The organism is Pseudomonas nitroreducens (assembly GCF_024170165.1).
GTDB classification, from domain to species: domain Bacteria; phylum Pseudomonadota; class Gammaproteobacteria; order Pseudomonadales; family Pseudomonadaceae; genus Pseudomonas; species Pseudomonas nitroreducens_C.
Genome location: NZ_JALJXP010000003.1, coordinates 138,553 through 152,535 on the forward strand (window position 1 = coordinate 138,553; position 13,983 = coordinate 152,535).

General features: G+C 63.9%; 14 protein-coding genes and 2 tRNA genes. 7 read left to right on the plus strand and 9 right to left on the minus strand.

Going from position 1 to position 13,983, the window contains the following annotated elements; translation table 11 throughout:
* Nucleotides 1-14: 14 nt before the first annotated feature.
* Nucleotides 15-977: an NAD(P)H-quinone oxidoreductase gene (locus tag J2T47_RS07650; protein ID WP_253444255.1), complete on the minus strand. Its 963-nt coding sequence runs from the start codon at nucleotides 975-977 to the stop codon at nucleotides 15-17.
* A 138-nt stretch (nucleotides 978-1,115) separates the two neighbouring features.
* Between J2T47_RS07650 and J2T47_RS07655 the strand changes: the two genes are divergently transcribed.
* Both J2T47_RS07655 and J2T47_RS07660 read left to right on the plus strand, forming a co-directional pair.
* Nucleotides 1,116-3,194, plus strand: a complete 2,079-nt coding sequence (locus tag J2T47_RS07655; protein ID WP_253444258.1) for a carboxy terminal-processing peptidase — start codon at nucleotides 1,116-1,118, stop codon at nucleotides 3,192-3,194.
* A gap of 91 nt (nucleotides 3,195-3,285) precedes the next feature.
* Nucleotides 3,286-5,034: a bifunctional diguanylate cyclase/phosphodiesterase gene (locus J2T47_RS07660; protein WP_253444262.1), complete on the plus strand. Its 1,749-nt coding sequence runs from the start codon at nucleotides 3,286-3,288 to the stop codon at nucleotides 5,032-5,034.
* Nucleotide 5,035: 1 nt separating this feature from the next.
* Here the strand turns inward: J2T47_RS07660 and J2T47_RS07665 are convergent, their stop codons facing one another.
* From J2T47_RS07665 to J2T47_RS07675, 3 genes are all read right to left on the minus strand, one after another.
* On the minus strand, nucleotides 5,036-5,452 hold the full coding sequence (locus J2T47_RS07665) for a sel1 repeat family protein (protein ID WP_253445099.1): 417 nt from the start codon (nucleotides 5,450-5,452) through the stop codon (nucleotides 5,036-5,038).
* 70 nt (nucleotides 5,453-5,522) lie between these two features.
* Nucleotides 5,523-5,888, minus strand: a complete 366-nt coding sequence (locus J2T47_RS07670) for a hypothetical protein (protein WP_081520209.1) — start codon at nucleotides 5,886-5,888, stop codon at nucleotides 5,523-5,525.
* Nucleotides 5,885-6,202 carry a helix-turn-helix domain-containing protein gene (locus J2T47_RS07675; protein WP_253444265.1) on the minus strand — a complete coding sequence of 106 codons (318 nt, stop codon included), beginning with the start codon at nucleotides 6,200-6,202 and terminating at the stop codon, nucleotides 5,885-5,887. The genes J2T47_RS07670 and J2T47_RS07675 overlap by 4 nt, the downstream gene beginning before the upstream one ends.
* 85 nt (nucleotides 6,203-6,287) lie before the next feature.
* Here J2T47_RS07675 and J2T47_RS07680 point away from each other — a divergent pair, with 85 nt between their 5' ends.
* Nucleotides 6,288-7,046 (plus strand): substrate-binding periplasmic protein, encoded by a 759-nt coding sequence (locus J2T47_RS07680; protein WP_437180963.1) that lies wholly within the window; start codon nucleotides 6,288-6,290, stop codon nucleotides 7,044-7,046.
* Here the strand turns inward: J2T47_RS07680 and J2T47_RS07685 are convergent.
* The 4 genes from J2T47_RS07685 to J2T47_RS07700 all read right to left on the minus strand — a co-directional run bounded on the left by J2T47_RS07685 (nucleotide 7,034) and on the right by J2T47_RS07700 (nucleotide 9,032).
* Entirely contained in the window at nucleotides 7,034-7,459 is a 426-nt protein-coding gene (locus J2T47_RS07685; protein WP_253444270.1) for a YkvA family protein, read from the minus strand. The two genes, J2T47_RS07680 and J2T47_RS07685, sit on opposite strands and share 13 nt — an antisense overlap.
* A gap of 374 nt (nucleotides 7,460-7,833) precedes the next feature.
* A complete protein-coding gene (locus J2T47_RS07690; protein WP_253444273.1) occupies nucleotides 7,834-8,580 on the minus strand; it encodes an FKBP-type peptidyl-prolyl cis-trans isomerase in 747 nt (248 codons plus the stop codon).
* A 286-nt stretch (nucleotides 8,581-8,866) separates the two neighbouring features.
* Nucleotides 8,867-8,943, minus strand: a tRNA-Asp gene (locus J2T47_RS07695).
* Nucleotides 8,944-8,956: 13 nt separating this feature from the next.
* A tRNA-Val gene (locus J2T47_RS07700) sits at nucleotides 8,957-9,032 on the minus strand.
* A 177-nt stretch (nucleotides 9,033-9,209) separates the two neighbouring features.
* Here J2T47_RS07700 and rdgC point away from each other — a divergent pair.
* The 4 genes from rdgC (at nucleotide 9,210) to J2T47_RS07720 (ending at nucleotide 12,024) form a co-directional block, all read left to right on the plus strand.
* Entirely contained in the window at nucleotides 9,210-10,130 is a 921-nt protein-coding gene (gene rdgC / locus J2T47_RS07705; protein ID WP_253444277.1) for a recombination-associated protein RdgC, read from the plus strand.
* A 72-nt stretch (nucleotides 10,131-10,202) separates the two neighbouring features.
* Nucleotides 10,203-11,156 (plus strand): bile acid:sodium symporter family protein, encoded by a 954-nt coding sequence (locus tag J2T47_RS07710; RefSeq protein ID WP_253444280.1) that lies wholly within the window; start codon nucleotides 10,203-10,205, stop codon nucleotides 11,154-11,156.
* Nucleotides 11,157-11,294: 138 nt separating this feature from the next.
* Nucleotides 11,295-11,609: a quaternary ammonium compound efflux SMR transporter SugE gene (gene sugE, locus J2T47_RS07715; protein WP_253444283.1), complete on the plus strand. Its 315-nt coding sequence runs from the start codon at nucleotides 11,295-11,297 to the stop codon at nucleotides 11,607-11,609.
* Nucleotides 11,610-11,814: 205 nt separating this feature from the next.
* The gene (locus J2T47_RS07720; RefSeq protein ID WP_045210321.1) at nucleotides 11,815-12,024 is read left to right on the plus strand and encodes a cold-shock protein; all 210 of its coding nucleotides are present in this window, start codon (nucleotides 11,815-11,817) and stop codon (nucleotides 12,022-12,024) included.
* A 64-nt stretch (nucleotides 12,025-12,088) separates the two neighbouring features.
* Here the strand turns inward: J2T47_RS07720 and J2T47_RS07725 are convergent, their stop codons facing one another.
* Complete coding sequence (locus J2T47_RS07725; RefSeq protein ID WP_253444286.1) at nucleotides 12,089-13,963, minus strand: MFS transporter; 1,875 nt, start codon at nucleotides 13,961-13,963, stop codon at nucleotides 12,089-12,091.
* Nucleotides 13,964-13,983: the final 20 nt, after the last annotated feature.

Below are 13,983 nucleotides of genomic sequence, written 5' to 3' on the forward strand. Positions count from 1 at the left end.
TTGCTGCAATCGACTCAGCTCAGGCTCTCGTCGATCACCACCACCACCTTGCCCTGCACCTGGTTGCTCGCCAGGGCATCGAACGCGCTCTGCGCGTCACGGACCGGGAAGGTGCGCTCCAGTTGCGGACTCAACCTGCCCGATTCGAATAGCGGCCAGACCTTCTGGCCCAGCTCGGCGATCAGCTGCGCCTTGTAGTCGGCGTCGCGCGAACGCAGGGTCGAGCCGATCAGCTGGACACGCTTGCCCAGTAGCAGCGCCAGGTCCAGCTCGGCCTTGCGACCACCCATCAGGCCAATGACCACCCATCGACCGTCACGGCCGAGGATTTCCAGGTCCAGCTTGGCGTAGCTCGCGCCCACCGGATCGAGGATCACATCGAAGGGAGCGAAATCCCGAAGCGATTCGAGGCTCTCGCCGCGCAGCGCGCCACCCTCGGCGCCGAGGCCCTCGCAATAGGCAAGACGCTCGGCCGAACCGACACTCACCCAACACGGGCTGCCGAAGGCCTTGCACAGCTGGATGCCAGCCGAGCCGACGCCGCTGGCGCCTGCGTGCAGCAGGACTTTCTCACCGGGTTGCAGCGCGCCGAGCATGAACAGGTTCAACCACGCCGTGGCGTAAACCTCGGGCAGCGCGGCGGCTTCGGCCAGGCTCAGGCCCGCAGGCACCGGCAGTGCATGGCGTTCGTCCACCACCACTTCCTCGGCGATGCCGCCACCGGCCAGCAGCGCGCAAACTCGGTCGCCCACCTGCCAGGTGCTGCCGGCGCCGACCTCGGTCACCACGCCGGAACACTCCAGGCCGATGATGTCGCTCGCCCCCGGCGGCGGCGGGTAGAGACCAGCCACCTGCAGCAGGTCGGCGCGGTTGAGTCCCGCGGCGGCGACCTGGATTCGGATCTGTCCCTGTGCGCAAGCCGGGTTCGGGCGCTCGCCCCACTCCACTCGCCCTTCGATGCCTTGCAATGCGTTCACGCTGCCTCCATAGTGACTTCGCAGGGCCCGATCCGTAAGGTCGGGCCCTTTCTTCGCGCCGAATTCATCTGCGATTGAACCCGGCGCCGCCAATTAAGGCCTAATATGCGTCATAACTCCGCGATCAGTCGAATCAGCATGAAGCGATTTTTGCCCCGTACCGCCCTGTTGTTCATCCTCGGCGCCACTGCCTTTTCCTCGTTCGCGGCGACCACCAGCCCGAACGTCTGGGACGGCCTGCAGCCCGACCGGGATCAGGTGATCGCCAGCCTCAACATCGTTGAGTTGCTCAAGCGCCATCACTACAACAAGCCGCCGCTGAACGACGAGCGCTCGGCGAAAATCTACGACAGCTACCTGAAGACGCTTGATCCGGCGCGCATGTACTTCACCCAGGCCGACATCGACCAGTTCGCGCCCTGGCGCACCCAGTTCGACGACTTCCTGAAAAGCGGCGAACTGGAGCCCGGCTTCACCATCTACAAGCGTCACCTCGACCGCCTGAAGGAGCGCCTGGACTTCGCCCTGGCCACCCTGAACAAGGGCGTCGACAAGATGGACTTCAACACCGACGAATCGCTGGAAATCGACCGCGAGAAATCGCCCTGGGCGAAAGACAGCGCCGCGCTCGACGACCTGTGGCGCAAGAAGGTGAAGGACGAAGTCCTGCGCCTGAAGATCGCCGGCAAGGACAACAAGGCCATCCAGGAACAGCTGACCAAGCGCTACAAGAACCAGCTGATGCGCCTGGAGCAGACCCGCAGCGAAGACATCTTCCAGGCCTACATCAACGCCTTCGCCCAGACCTACGATCCGCACACCCAGTACCTGTCGCCGGACAGCGCGGAAAACTTCGACATCAACATGAGCCTCTCGCTGGAAGGCATCGGCGCCGTACTGCAGAGCGACAACGACTACGTGAAAGTCGTACGCCTGGTACCGGCCGGCCCCGCCGAGAAGAGCAAGCAGATCGCCACCTCCGACAAGATCATCGGCGTCGCCCAGGGCAAGGGCGAGATGGTCGACGTAGTCGGCTGGCGTCTGGATGAAGTGGTCAAGCTGATCCGCGGCCCGAAAGGCTCGCAGGTCCGCCTGGAAGTGATTCCGTCGACCAACGCGCCGAACGACCAGACCAGCAAGATCGTCACCATCACCCGCGAGGCGGTGAAGCTGGAAGACCAGGCAGCGAAGAAGTCGGAAATCACCATCGACCACGAAGGCAAGAACTACAAGCTGGGCATCATCGACGTGCCCGCGTTCTACCTCGACTTCAAGGCCTATCGCGCGGGCGACCCGGACTACAAGTCCACCACCCGCGACGTGAAGAAGCTCATCGCCGAACTGCAGAAGGACAAGGTCGACGGCATCGTCATCGACCTGCGCAACAACGGCGGCGGCTCCCTGCAGGAAGCCACCGAGCTGACCGGCCTGTTCATCGACCAGGGCCCGACCGTGCTGGTGCGCAACAGCGACGGCCGCGTCGACGTGCTCAACGATGACGAGGGCAAGGCCTTCTACACCGGCCCGATGACCGTGCTGGTCAACCGCCTGTCCGCCTCGGCTTCGGAGATCTTCGCCGGCGCCATGCAGGACTACCACCGCGCGCTCATCGTCGGTGGCCAGACCTTCGGCAAGGGCACCGTGCAGACCATCCAGCCGCTCAACCATGGCGAGCTGAAGCTGACCCTGGCCAAGTTCTACCGCGTCTCCGGCCAGAGCACCCAGCACCAGGGCGTGATCCCGGACATCGCCTACCCGTCCATCGTCGACGACAAGGAAATCGGCGAGAGCGCCCTGCCCGACTCCATGCCGTGGGACACCATCAAGCCCGCGCTGAAGGCCCAGGCCGATCCGTTCAAGCCGTTCCTCGACCAGCTGCGCACCCGCCACGACGCGCGCACCGAGCACAACGCTGACTTCGTCTATGCCCGTGAGCGCCTCGCCCTGGCCCAGGAGCTGATGAAGGAAAAGACCGTCAGCCTCAACGAAGCCAAGCGTCGCGCCCAGCAGACCAGCATCGAGAACCGCCAGCTGGCCATGGAGAACGCCCTGCGCAAATCCAAGGGCCAGGAGCCGCTCAAGGAGCTGAAGAAGGAAGACGAGAACGCCCTGCCGGAAGAGGACAAGACCAAGCCGCAGGACGACGCCTACCTCACCGAGTCCGGGCATATCCTGATCGACTACCTGAATCTCGACTCCCAGGTCGCGAAACACTGATCAGGTGTAATCAAACAGTCATGACGCTGTCGTGAAATGCACAGGGCCGGGAAACCGGCCCTTTTGCTTTTTACAGCCACCGAGAACCGTCATGACCGTCACCGAGCAGTTGAGCGCGCTGGACCAGATCCTCGCTCACGGCGACCTGCACTGCCTGTTCCAGCCCATCCTGTCGCTGTCGGAAAGGCGCCTGGTGGGCTACGAAGCCCTCACCCGCGGCCCGTCCAACGGCCCCCTGCACTCGCCCCTGCCGCTGTTCAGCATCGCCCGCAGCAGCGGCCGCCTCAGCCAGCTGGAGTTGCTCTGCCGGCGCAAGGCCTGCGCACGTTACCGCGACCTGAAACTCGAGGGAAAACTGTTCCTCAACGTGTCCCCGGAGTCCCTGCTGGAGCCGACCCACCAGCCCGGGCGCACACTGCAGTTGCTGCAGACCTTCGGCATCTCGCCCAGCGACGTGGTGATCGAGCTGACCGAGCAGACGCCCATCGAGGACTTCACCCTCCTCGACACCGCCCTGCACCACTACCGCGCCATGGGTTTCTCCATCGCCCTGGACGACCTCGGCGCCGGCTATTCCAGCCTGCGCCTGTGGTCCGAGCTGCGCCCCGACTACGTGAAGATCGACCGTCACTTCATCGAGGGCATTCACCTGGATGCGGTGAAGCGCGAGTTCGTCGGCTCGATCCTGAAGATGGCCCATGCCTCCCGCGCCCAGGTGATCGCCGAAGGCATCGAGATTCCGGAAGAACTGGCGGTGCTCTCGGAGATGGGTGTGGACCTGGTACAGGGCTACCTGCTCGGCCGCCCCAACGAAACGCCACCGCGCGACGCCCGCGCCCTGCTGCCGGAAGTCGACAACGCCGGCACACTGCTTGCCGAAGAGCAATCCGACCTCGCGCCGCTGCTGCTGGAGCAGCCGGCCGTGCGCGACAGCACGCCGATTGGTGATGTGCTGGAGGCCTTTCGCGCCCAGGCCAACCTGAACTCCCTGGCGGTGCTCGACAGCCATGACCAGCCCGTCGGCATCGTCCACCGGCACGCGCTGTCAGACGCCCTGCTCAAGCCCTTCGCGCCGGAGCTGTATGCACGCAAGCCGATCAGCCGGCTGATGAGCGACGACTTCCTCGCCGTGGAGCGCAGCCAGTCACTGCAGCAAGTCAGCCGCCTGCTCACCAGTCGCGCGCGGCAGCGCATCGAGGAAGATTTCATCATCACCCTGAACGGCCGCTACCTCGGCCTGGGTCGGGTGATCGACGTGCTCAAGCTGATCACCGAACAGAAGATCCGCCAGGCCCGCTACGCCAACCCACTGACCCTGCTGCCGGGCAACGTGCCCATCCAGCAGTGCCTGGCGCGCCTGCTGCAACAGGGTCGCGAGGCGGTGGTCTGCTACGTCGACATCGACAGCTTCAAGCCCTTCAACGATCTCTACGGCTACGCACGCGGCGACGAAGTCCTGCTGTGCCTGGCACAGTGCCTGGGCGAGCGGGTCGACCCAACGCGCGACTTCGTCGGCCACATAGGCGGCGACGACTTCATGCTGGTGCTGGGGACGCAGGACTGGCGCGAACGCCTCAATCACCTGCTCGAGGATTTCCAGGGACAGTGCCGGCGCTTCTACAGTCGCGAGCACCTGGACGCGGGCTGCTTCGTCGCGCACAACCGCCAGGGGCAACGCGAGGAATATCCGCTGCTGTCACTGTCGATTGGCGTAGTGCACGTGAAGAGCGGCGCCGGGCAACGCCTGGATGCCGGCCAGTTGGCAGGGCTCGCCTCGGAGGCCAAGCGTCACGCGAAGAACACGCCAGGCTACAGCCTGCACATTCTCACGGCCGAATGAGTCAGAGGCCCAGCTGGTGCGCGCGCGCTTCGTAGCGCTCGGCCTGGGCTTCGTCGGGTTCCAGGCCGGGGCCGCCGCTGCGATACAGCTCGCCGAGCTTGCGCGCCGCCAATGGGTGTCCCGCCTCGGCTGCCTGGCCCCAGTAGCGCGCAGCTTCCTGCGCATCACCGGCATGGCGGGTATCGCCCTTGAGCGCTTGCACGCCCACCTGGTACGCCGCCTTGTGGTCCCCCGCTGCAGCAGCAAGGCGCAGCAGGCGCAGGCCTTCCTCCCGAGCGCCGAAACCCTGCCCGCGGAACAGCAGCAAGTGCCCGTAGAAACTCTGTGCTCCCACATCCCCCAGCGCTGCCATGCGTGCAAACTGGCCCTGCATCCAGGCCCAGGACCGCGGCTGGCGCACCATCCACGGCCAGCCCATCAGGCGTCGCGCCAGGGCGTAACTCAACCGCGCACGCAGGCGCCAGAACAGCTCGCGGGGTGTCGCCACGTCAGAGTTCCTCGGGATACTCGAACTCGAAGACGCGCGCGACTTCCGCCGCATGCCAGCCGGCGGCAGCGGGGCCATCCGGTGCGCCGGAGAAGCGGCCCAGGCGTTCGACGTACTCGAAGAAACCGGTTCGCGGCAGGCGGCTGGCGCCCTGGCTGATCACCAGCGAGCTGCGCAGCGGACGACCACCGCGCGCATCCAGCGCGGCCAGATGCTCCAGCGCGGCGGTCAGTACGGTCATCGCCGGAGTCGGCAATTGCAGGCGCTCGATCAGCGCGCGGTAGGTGAGCAGATGGCGCTGGCGGCGGGCGTCTTCCAACTCGCCGAGCAGGCCTTCCCAATGCTTGCGACTGATCTGCACGCTCAAGAAGCGGACTCCCCAGTGCCCAGGGCACGACGCAGGCCATGCTGGATGGCGTCGCTGGCTTCGCGCTCGCCGTTCTCGATCAGTTCCAGGTAGGACGGGCTGATACCCACCGAACGCGCCAGCGTTTCGAGGGATAAGCCACGGGCTTCACGCAGTGTTTTCCAGTCCGGCGTCTCCTCGAATGCCGGAGCGGCAGCTGGCTTGACGACCTGGGCGACGCCCCTGCCGGCAGCCGCCAGCAGGGCCTGGTATTCGGCCCAGGGAACCACGGCGTACTCCGCTTCGCCGTCACGCATGATGACTTGAACGTTCATGACAACACTCCTTGCAGGCGGCCATCTTAACAGCCTGATGCGTGCCTGTGCCGGCTATACTGCGCACCGCCTCTCGCCACCAGACATGGGGACCGACTTGCAGCGCTTCCTTCCGTTCTGCCTATGCCTGGCCAGCGCCCTGTGTGGCGCCGAGGAACTGCGCTGGGGCTATTCGCCCAGCAACGGCATGCCCTACGCAGAAAGTATCGACCATGAATTGGCTCCTGGCTTCATCCGCGATCTGGGTGAAAGCGTCGGGCAGCGTCTGGGACTCGAGGTTCGCTTCGTGGAAACGCCGGACAAGCGCGCAGAACCGGCCCTCGCCCAGGGGGCGATACACCTGCTGTGCATGAACAATCCGCAGTGGATGAAAGCGCCGGAGAAGCTGCACTGGTCGCCCAGCCTGTTCGAGGAAGAGGACGCTCTGGCCCAGCGTGCCGACGCGCCGCCGGTGGAAAACCTCGCGCAGTTGCACGACATCCGCATCGGCACCAGCCTGGGCTATGTCTACCCCGCTCCACTGATGCAGGCCTTTGCTGAAGGCCGGGTGAAGCGCGCGGACGTGCGCGACCTGGATACCCGCCTGCACATGCTCGAAGCGCATCGCCTGGACGCACTGATCGAGATGCGCCGTCCTCTGGAGTTCCTCCTCGCGCAGCACCGCGAACTGCCCGTGGCGATCCACAGCAGCAGCGTGCAGCGCTACTCGATCTACTGCTCGTACGGCCCGGCGCTTCCGCTACCCGCTGAACGAGTGGATGCCGTGCTGCAGGCGATGGTCAGTGATGGCTCGATCCAGCGCCTGCTTGGTGAACAGGTTGCGCGACTGCGTCAGAGACGCTGAATCGCTTCCGGCGGCGGCAGTTGCTTCAGGGCTTCGCGAGTTTCCACGCCCTGCGCATCGCGCCAGACCTTGAAGGCATCGATTTCCGATTGCCAGCGGCGGATTACCCAGGCCAGCACCGCCAGGTCGTCGAGGAAACCGACACCTAACAACCAGTCGGGCACCAGATCCACCGGCGAGAGGAAGTACAACAGCGCCGCCACCACCGAGACCAGCGCCTGGGAACTGATGCCGCGGTAATCGCCACGCACCCAGGCCACCAGCAGTTCCTGCAGCAGCTTCAGGTCGGTCTTGGCCAGGTTCAGCCGACCACTCTTGCGCGACACCGCAAACAGCAGGGCCGGCAATCTCCCGCCAGCGATGAAACGGCTGGCGAGCTTCAGGAAACGGTCAAATCCCGGAGGCTTTTTCATCGACTCACCTCGATAGGAAGATTCGTACAGGGCGGGTGCAGGTTATCCACCTTTACTGTGGATAACTCTGTTGAAAGCCACCCTCGATATCGCCCAAACGCCCGCCCCATGAGGGCTGCAGACAGATCGGCGATTTTTTGTTCACCCTTGTAAATGCGTTAAAAATCATGCAGTTGCGGCTAAGCGAAGGGCTCTTCAATGTCAAGGGGAGGACATTGTTTCAACTGCGTCAAATATGTGCATAAGGGTAACACCGGCCCCAAGGTTACTCCCTTTCAGACCCGACGGTCAGCGCAGCGTTCCAGAGCGCTTCCGCCACAAATGAAAACGCCCCGTGGGTAACGGGGCGTTTTCTCTGGTACCAAGGTACTCAGTTACTGCTTGGGAGCTTCCGCAGCCGGTGCGGGAGCGTCAGCTTCCGGCTGGTTCGGGTCCTTGATGGCCAGCAGTTCCAGATCGAACACCAGCACCGAGTTGGCCGGAATGGTCGGGCTCGGGCTCTGGGCGCCGTAGGCCAGTTCGCTCGGGATGAACAGCTTGATCTTCTCGCCAACGTGCATCAGCTGCAGGGCTTCGACCCAACCCGGGATCACGCCGCCAACCGGCAGGTCGATCGGGCTGCCACGCTGGATGGAGCTGTCGAAGACCGTACCATCGACCAGCTTGCCTTCGTAGTGAACGGTGACGACGTCGGTGGCCTTGGGCTGCGCGCCATCGGCTTTCTTCACGACTTCGTACTGCAGGCCGGACTTGGTGGTAACCACGCCCTCACGCTTGCCGTTTTCCTCGAGGAATTTCTTGCCGGCTTCCAGGGCCTCGGAATTCTTCTTGGCAACCTGTTCTTCAGCGCGCTTCTGCAGGGCGGTGAAGGCTTCGGTCAGCTCTTCGTCAGTCAGCTTCTGCTTCTGCTTGCCAACGGCGTCTTCAATACCCAGGGCGACGGCTTTCGAATCCAGGTCATTCATGCCTTCCTGGGCGAGGCTCTTGCCCATGTTCAGGCCGATGCCATAGGAAGCTTTCTGCGCAGGAGTCTTGAGTTCCACTTCGGCGGCCTGTTTGTCGCAGCCCGCGAGAACCAGGCCGACCAGCGCGATCGCTGCCGCCAACCGATGTTGTTTCATGCTGAATCCTTGTCTTTGCGCCGTCATGGCTGAAGTAATGAAGCCGCGAGCTTATCAGGCGCTCGTGGCCAGTGGCTATGGGCAATAGGAACCACCACCGGGGGAGAAGTTCCCACAGCAAACTTATAAGAAAATTAACAGGATAAGTCAGACGGCCCACACGCAATCGCTGTGAACGAAGCGGGCAACTTTCGCTGGGACTCTTTCGCAGGAAAGACTTCGGAAGATAAAAAGGCAGGCAAAGAAAAAGCCCTCAGGCATCGCTACCTGAGGGCTTTTCGAATTGTGGCGCAGCGGACGGGACTCGAACCCGCGACCCCCGGCGTGACAGGCCGGTATTCTAACCGACTGAACTACCGCTGCGTCGGACCTCGAGTGGTGGGTGATGACGGGATCGAACCGCCGACCCTCTGCTTGTAAGGCAGATGCTCTCCCGGCTGAGCTAATCACCCTTCGTCTCGAAGTGGGGCGCATTCTACGGAGGACATTTGCACCTGGCAAGCCCCCGAATGAAAAAAATTTTTAGATGTTCCAAAGGCTTAGATGAAGAGTGCGAATGACGAAACGGGGTTGGCCTGAACCGCGCCGAACGGAATAATGCATCCTTTGTGTCCAGGAGTTAGCCCCTCATGTGGTTCCGCAACCTGCTCGTATACCGCCTCACCCAGGATCTGCAGATCGACGCCGATGCCCTGGAGAAGGCCCTGGCCAGCAAGCCGGCGCGCTCCTGCGCCAGCCAGGAACTGACTACCTACGGTTTCTCCGCGCCTTTCGGCAAGGGCCCGGACGCCCCGCTGGTGCACGCCAGCGAAGGCTTCTTCCTGGTCAGCGCGCGCAAGGAAGAGCGCATCCTCCCCGGCAGCGTCGTGCGTGACGCACTCAAGGAGAAGGTCGACGAGATCGAAGCTGCGCAGATGCGCAAGGTCTACAAGAAGGAACGCGACCAGCTCAAGGACGAGATCGTCCAGACCCTGCTGCCGCGCGCCTTCATTCGCCGTTCGGTGACCTTCGCCGCCATCGCCCCGAGCCTCGGCCTGATCCTGGTCGATACCTCCAGCGCGAAGAAGGCCGAAGACCTGCTGTCGACCCTGCGCGAAGCCCTGGGCTCGCTGCCGGTTCGCCCGCTGACCGTGAAGACCGCGCCGACCGCCACCCTGACCGACTGGGTGAAGACCCAGGAAGCCGCCGGCGACTTCTTCGTCCTCGACGAGTGCGAGCTGCGCGATACCCATGAAGACGGCGGTGTGGTGCGCTGCAAGCGCCAGGACCTGACCAGCGAGGAAATCCAGCTGCACCTGACCTCCGGCAAGCTGGTCACCCAGCTGTCCCTGGCCTGGTCGGACAAGCTGTCCTTCGTCCTCGACGACAAGGTCGCGATCAAGCGCCTGCGCTTCGAGGACATGCTGCAGGAAAAGGCAGAGCAGGACGGCGGCGAAGACCCCCTCGGCCAGCTCGACGCCAGCTTCACCCTGATGATGCTGACCTTCGCCGAGTTCATCCCGGCGCTGATCGAGGCACTCGGTGGCGAGGCGATGCCCGAAGGCATCTGATGCACCGGCAGGCGCCGCGTCCGCGCGGCGCCTGACAACACCACAAGGCCCACATAAAAAGAAGGACGGCCCATGCGTGCTCTCATCCTGCTCAGCCGCTTCATGGGCAACACCTTCGCCCTCTGGGTGCTGCTCTTTGCCATTCTGGCGTTCTTCATCCCCTCCCTGTTCACTCCGCTGACCATCGCCATCGTGCCCATGCTCGGGGTGGTGATGTTCGGCATGGGCCTGACGCTCAAGGTCGAAGACTTCGCCGCGGTCGCCCGGCATCCGTGGCGCGTCACCCTCGGCGTGATCGCCCACTTCGTCATCATGCCCGGCATGGCCTGGCTACTCTGCCAGCTGATGCACCTGCCAGCGGAGATCGCCGTGGGCGTCATCCTGGTCGGCTGCTGCCCCAGCGGCACGGCCTCCAACGTCATGACCTGGCTGTCCCGCGGTGACCTCGCGCTGTCGGTCGCCATCGCCGGCGTGACCACCCTCCTCGCCCCGCTGCTCACCCCGGCGCTGATCTGGCTGCTGGCCTCGGCCTGGCTGCCGGTGTCCTTCGGCGCACTGTTCTGGTCGATCCTGCAGGTCGTCGTCGTGCCCATCGTGCTCGGCCTCGTTGCCCAGCGCCTGCTCGGCGCGCGGGTGCGCCATGTGGTGGACGTGCTGCCACTGATCTCGGTGATTTCCATCGTGATCATCGTCGCCGCGGTGGTCGCCGCCAGCCAGGCGAAGATCGCCGAATCCGGCCTGCTGATCATGGCCGTGGTGATCCTGCACAACGGCTTCGGCTTCCTGCTCGGCTACTTCACCGCCAAGGTCTTCGGTCTGCCGCTGGCACAGCGCAAATCACTGGCGCTGGAAGTCGGCATGCAGAACTCCGGCCTCGGCGCAGCCCTGGCCAGCGCGCACTTCTCGCCGCTGGCGGCGGTGCCCAGCGCGCTGTTCAGCGTCTGGCACAACATCTCCGGCGCCACGCTTGCCACCTGGTTCCGCAGCATGAGCGACGAGCCGCCGGTCCGAAACCAGGCACCGTAACAGGGCAGGAATCCGGCGCCGGCTTGCCCGGCGCACCGGATTTGTGCAAAATAATGCACATTGTGAGGACGACCTCACCACCTTCCGGTGCTCCAGCGGGGACGGCCCTTCGTATCCATCTACCGTCTGGAGAGCTCCATGTCCTGGTTCATTCTGTTCGTCGCCGGCCTGTTCGAAGTCGGCTGGGCCGTCGGCCTGAAATACACCGAAGGTTTCACCCGCCCGATACCCACGGCACTGACCATCCTGGCGATCATCACCAGCATGGGCCTGCTCGGCCTGGCCATGAGAAATCTGCCGCTGGGCACCGCCTACGCCATCTGGACCGGCGTCGGCGCAGTGGGCACCGTCATCGTCGGCATCGTGCTGTTCGGCGAGTCCATGGCGCCGGTACGCCTGCTCAGCGTTGCGCTGATCCTGTGCGGACTGGTCGGCCTGAAATTGAGCCACTGACGCTGTATCGGTTCTCGATACCGGCGGGCTGTCGCTTTCCCGAAAATTTGTCGGTATGCTGCGGGCCACTGTGTTTGCTTGGGTCACTGTGGCTCGTGACCAGGTGGGGCCACGCCCCGCCAACCGGCTTCGACTGCACCTTGCAACTCAGGACGAGCGCGGACTTTTCCGCAAAACAATATTCAATTGTTCAAGGTGTATCTCCATGTCGAATCGTCAGACCGGCACCGTCAAGTGGTTCAATGACGCCAAGGGCTTCGGCTTCATCACTCCGGAAAGCGGCAACGATGTCTTCGTGCACTTCCGCTCCATCCAGGGCACCGGCTTCAAATCGCTGCAGGAAGGCCAGAAGGTCTCCTTCGTTGTGGTTGAAGGCCAGAAGGGCCTGCAGGCTGACGAAGTTCAGGTTATCTGAACCGCGACACGCCCATGAAAAAGCCCCGGCATTGCCGGGGCTTTTTCTTTGCCGCGGATAAAGGTCAGCGCGCTGCGCCACGCAGCGCAGCGACCTGCTCCTGCAGCGCCAGGCGCTGGGCTTCCTGCGGCGCCACCGGCTGGCCGGCCACCAGGCACACCCTCGACCACAGGCGACGGAAGAAGCCCTTCTGCGGATCGCGGCTGAAGAAACTGCCCCACAACCCCTGCAGCGCCATCGGGATCACCGGCACCGGGGTCTCCTCGATGATGCGCTCCACGCCACCGCGGAACTCGTTCATCTCGCCATCCAGGGTCAGCATGCCTTCGGGGAAGATGCACACCAGCTCCCCTTCGCGCAGGTACTGGGCAACCTTGGCGAATGCCTTCTCGTAGGTCTCGGCATCCTCATTGCGCCCGGCGATGGGCACGGCGCCCGCGGTGCGGAAGATGAAGTTGAGCACCGGGATGCGGAAGATCTTGTAGTACATGACGAAGCGCACCGGACGCCGCACCGAGCCGGCGATCAGCAGCGCATCGACGAAGGACACGTGGTTGCACACCAGCACGGCCGGGCCTTCATCCGGGATGGCTTCGAGGTTGCGATGGTCGACCCGGTACATCGAGTGGGTCAGCAGCCAGACCAGGAAGCGCATGGTGAACTCGGGAACGATCTTGAAGATGTACACGTTCACCGCGACGTTCATCAGCGAGAGCACGAGGAACAGTTCGGGGATCGACAGCTTCGCCACCGACAGCAGCAGGATCGAAACGATCGCCGCAACCACCATGAACAGCGCGTTGAGGATGTTGTTGGCAGCGATCACCCGCGCACGCTTGTCTTCCTCGGTGCGTGCCTGGATCAGCGCATACAGCGGCACGATGTAGAAGCCGCCGAAGATACCGATGCCGAGGATGTCCGCCAGCACTGCCCAGGACTGCGAATGCTCCAGCACTGCCAGCCAGTTGTAGGGCTGCTCGCCCTGCGGGAAGCCGCCCGAATGCCACCACAGCAGGACCCCGAACAGGCTCAGGCCGATGGAGCCGAAGGGCACCAGGCCGATCTCCACCTTCTTGCCGGAGAGCTTTTCACAGAGCATCGAGCCCAGCGCGATGCCGACCGAGAACACTGTCAGGATCAGCGTCACCACGCTCTCGTCGCCGTGCAGCAGCTCCTTGGCATAGGTCGGGATCTGCGTCAGGTAGACCGCGCCGAGGAACCAGAACCAGGAGTTGCCCACCAGCGAGCGTGACACCGCCGGGCGCTGGCGCAGGCCGAGCAGGAGGATGCTCCAGGACTGGCGGAAGATGTTCCAGTCGACCTTCAGGTCCGGCAGCGCAGCGGCGGCACGGGGAATGTTGCGGCTGGCGAGGAAACCGCAGACGGCCACCAGCACCACGGCAATGCCGACGCCAGCGGCATAGTCCTGCCGCGACATCAGCACGCCTGCGCCGATGGTGCCGCAGAGGATGGCGAGGAAGGTGCCCATTTCCACCAGGGCGTTGCCGCCGACCAGTTCGTCCTCGCGCAGGTGCTGCGGCAGGATCGAGTACTTCACCGGGCCGAACAGCGCCGAATGGGTGCCCATGGCGAACAGCGCGAGGAACAGCAGCGGCAGGCTGCCGAACACGAAGCCCGCGGCGCCCACCGCCATGATGACGATCTCGGCCAGCTTCAGCGCGCGCATCAGCGCATCCTTGTTGAACTTCTCGCCGAACTGTCCGCCCAGGGCGGAGAACAGGAAGAACGGCAGGATGAACAGCAGCGCGCAGAGATTGACCAGCAGGTTGCGGTCGCCGCCGACGGTGAGGTGGTAGAGGATCGCCAGGATCAGCGACTGCTTGAAGATGTTGTCGTTGAACGCACCCAGCAACTGGGTGATGAAGAAGGGCAGGAATCGCTTGGTGCCCAGCAGGGCGAATTGCGAGTGTTGAGACATCGTCCTTGTATACCTGCGTA

Bases quoted from the DNA above. Each gene is read 5' to 3' on its own strand.
- J2T47_RS07725 (WP_253444286.1), bottom strand. From the start codon at position 13,963: ATGTCTCAACACTCGCAATTCGCCCTGCTGGGCACCAAGCGATTCCTG.
- J2T47_RS07675 (WP_253444265.1), bottom strand. From the start codon at position 6,202: ATGAACGTTCAAGTCATCATGCGTGACGGCGAAGCGGAGTACGCCGTG.
- J2T47_RS07680 (WP_437180963.1), top strand. From the start codon at position 6,288: ATGGGGACCGACTTGCAGCGCTTCCTTCCGTTCTGCCTATGCCTGGCC.
- J2T47_RS07655 (WP_253444258.1), top strand. From the start codon at position 1,116: ATGAAGCGATTTTTGCCCCGTACCGCCCTGTTGTTCATCCTCGGCGCC.
- J2T47_RS07720 (WP_045210321.1), top strand. From the start codon at position 11,815: ATGTCGAATCGTCAGACCGGCACCGTCAAGTGGTTCAATGACGCCAAG.
- J2T47_RS07660 (WP_253444262.1), top strand. From the start codon at position 3,286: ATGACCGTCACCGAGCAGTTGAGCGCGCTGGACCAGATCCTCGCTCAC.
- sugE (WP_253444283.1), top strand. From the start codon at position 11,295: ATGTCCTGGTTCATTCTGTTCGTCGCCGGCCTGTTCGAAGTCGGCTGG.
- rdgC (WP_253444277.1), top strand. From the start codon at position 9,210: ATGTGGTTCCGCAACCTGCTCGTATACCGCCTCACCCAGGATCTGCAG.
- J2T47_RS07690 (WP_253444273.1), bottom strand. From the start codon at position 8,580: ATGAAACAACATCGGTTGGCGGCAGCGATCGCGCTGGTCGGCCTGGTT.
- J2T47_RS07710 (WP_253444280.1), top strand. From the start codon at position 10,203: ATGCGTGCTCTCATCCTGCTCAGCCGCTTCATGGGCAACACCTTCGCC.
- J2T47_RS07665 (WP_253445099.1), bottom strand. From the start codon at position 5,452: ATGGGCTGGCCGTGGATGGTGCGCCAGCCGCGGTCCTGGGCCTGGATG.
- J2T47_RS07685 (WP_253444270.1), bottom strand. From the start codon at position 7,459: ATGAAAAAGCCTCCGGGATTTGACCGTTTCCTGAAGCTCGCCAGCCGT.